At 65.3% G+C, this 2,084-nt stretch carries 1 protein-coding gene; it reads right to left on the bottom strand.

The annotated features are described in order from the left end of the window. A partial coding sequence (locus CKO42_RS26325) for a DUF4118 domain-containing protein (protein ID WP_200252375.1) occupies positions 1-2,084 on the bottom strand: 2,084 nt, incomplete at both ends.

Raw genomic sequence — 2,084 nt, 5'->3', positions numbered from 1 at the left:
GATCAGCGGCAGATGGATGGCGATGCTGGTGCCCCGACCGCCCGGTCCTGGAAGCGCCTCGATGCGCCCGCCATGGGCGCCGATCATGCCGCTGCAGATGGCCAGCCCCAGTCCGCTGCCATGCTTGCCCCGATCGCCTTCGCCGCCGGTGAAGAACATATTGAATACCTGTTCGCGTTGATCGGGCGGAATGCCCGGTCCTTCATCCGCGACGGTGATCAGCAGCTCGGCGCCCTCCCGCGTTGCCGCCACCCGCACTTCGCCGCCATCAGGTGAGAATTTTGCCGCGTTTTCGATGACATTGACCAGCGCCTGCTCGATCAATGCCGGATGCACATAGAGCAGCGGCAGGCCCGGCTCGATGTTCCTGACCAGACGACACGGGCTCAGCAGCTCGCGGGTGCGGCGCAGCGCCGAGTTGAGGATATCGTCGATGCCGATCCAATCCCGCTCCAGTTTCAGTGTGCCATGTCCGAGCCGCGTCATGTCGAGCAGATTCTGGATGTAGCGGTTGAGCCGCTCGCCTTCACTGATGACAGAATCCAGCAGCTCTTGTCTGTCCTTGGTGGAGAGCGCTTCGTCCAACGAACGCAAGCTGCTGGCCGCGCCGATCATCGACGCCAGCGGGGTGCGCAAGTCGTGGGACACCGATGACAACAATGCCGAACGCAAGCGCTCGGTCTCTTCCGCGACCTTGGCCTGCTCCAGGGTGGTGGCCAGGCGGGTACGCGCCATGGCCATGGTCACCTGCGTGGTGAGAGCATCGATGGCGGCGAGTTGCTCACTCTGGAAGCCCTGGCTTGGTTGATGGACACCGAGCACACCGAAGCAGTCCTGGTCGATGGCCAGGGGCAGAAAGCGCCAATCGATCGCCGAGAGGGTTTGGGTTTGAAAGCCGCTCGGTTGCCGATGATCGAATGCCCATTGTGCCGCCGACCAGGCCTTGTCATTGAGCGCCAGCTCGTCCTGTGAGGAGGCCGCCTGTGCCAACTGACCACTATCACTGGGTGCGAGCAGCACGACCGGAACGTGCAGATGCTCGGCGATGGCCAGGGTCGCCTCGCGATGGACCGTCGCGAGGTCGACCGCGGCCGCCAGTCGGCGGCTCAAGGACAGCAGCCGTTGCGTCTGTTCATTGGTGCCGCGCAGCGCGAGCACCTGGTGGCGCAGGCGACCGGCCAACTGGCCGCCGATCAAGCCCATGATCAGAAAAAAGCCGACGGTCACCAGCTCATGCGTGTGATGCATGGCAAAGGTGTAACGCGGCTCGGTAAAGAAGAAGTTGTAAGCGGCAGCGCTCAGGACTGCGGTGATCAGTGCCGGGCGCATGGCCGTGCGTACCGCGACCAGCAACACGGCGGTCAGGAAGACCAGCGACAAGCTGGGCAAGGGAACCAGCGGCTCGATGACAGCGGCCATCCCGGTCGCCGCTGCCACCACGGCCAGTAACAGGACATAGTCACGCGCGGGCTCAAGTCGCCGGAGCCAGCGCCGCCGACGGCGCACGCGGGCGGAACGTGAGGCGACGAAGGTTATCTCGAACTCCTCGGCCTGACGCAACAGGCGTTGACTCAAGGTCGAGCCAAACCATCCCGCCCAGGGTCGGTGCCGACTGCGCCCCACCACCAGCGTGGTGGCGTTGTGGTCGCGCGCGAAGGCGATCAACTCCTCCACGGGATCGTGGCCGCGCAGGGTCACGGGTTCGCCGCCTAAACGCGCGGCCAGCTCGAAGGTGCGCTCGACACCGGCCTGCTGTTCGGGGCCGATGTCACCGCGATCGACGAACACGACGCTCCAGGGTGCCCGACGCCGCTCGGCGAGACGCCGGCCAAGACGCACTAGCTCGTCACCGTTACCGACGCCATCGACGGCAACAACGATGCGCGCGCGCACCGGCCAGGGTCCGGCGATCCCCTGCGTGCGCATGACCTCACGCACATCGCGGTCGATGCGCTCGGCCACCGTCTGCAAGGTCAGCTCGCGCAGGGCCGACAGATTGGTCGGACTGAAAAACCCATCGAGTGCCGCGCGGGCCTGTTCAGGGATGTAGACCTTGCCCTGCTTGAGTCGCTCGATCAGCTCGC

The sequence above is a fragment of the Lamprobacter modestohalophilus genome, assembly GCF_016583905.1.
GTDB lineage: Bacteria > Pseudomonadota > Gammaproteobacteria > Chromatiales > Chromatiaceae > Lamprobacter > Lamprobacter modestohalophilus.
This window is presented reverse-complemented; position numbering and strand designations above follow the sequence as displayed.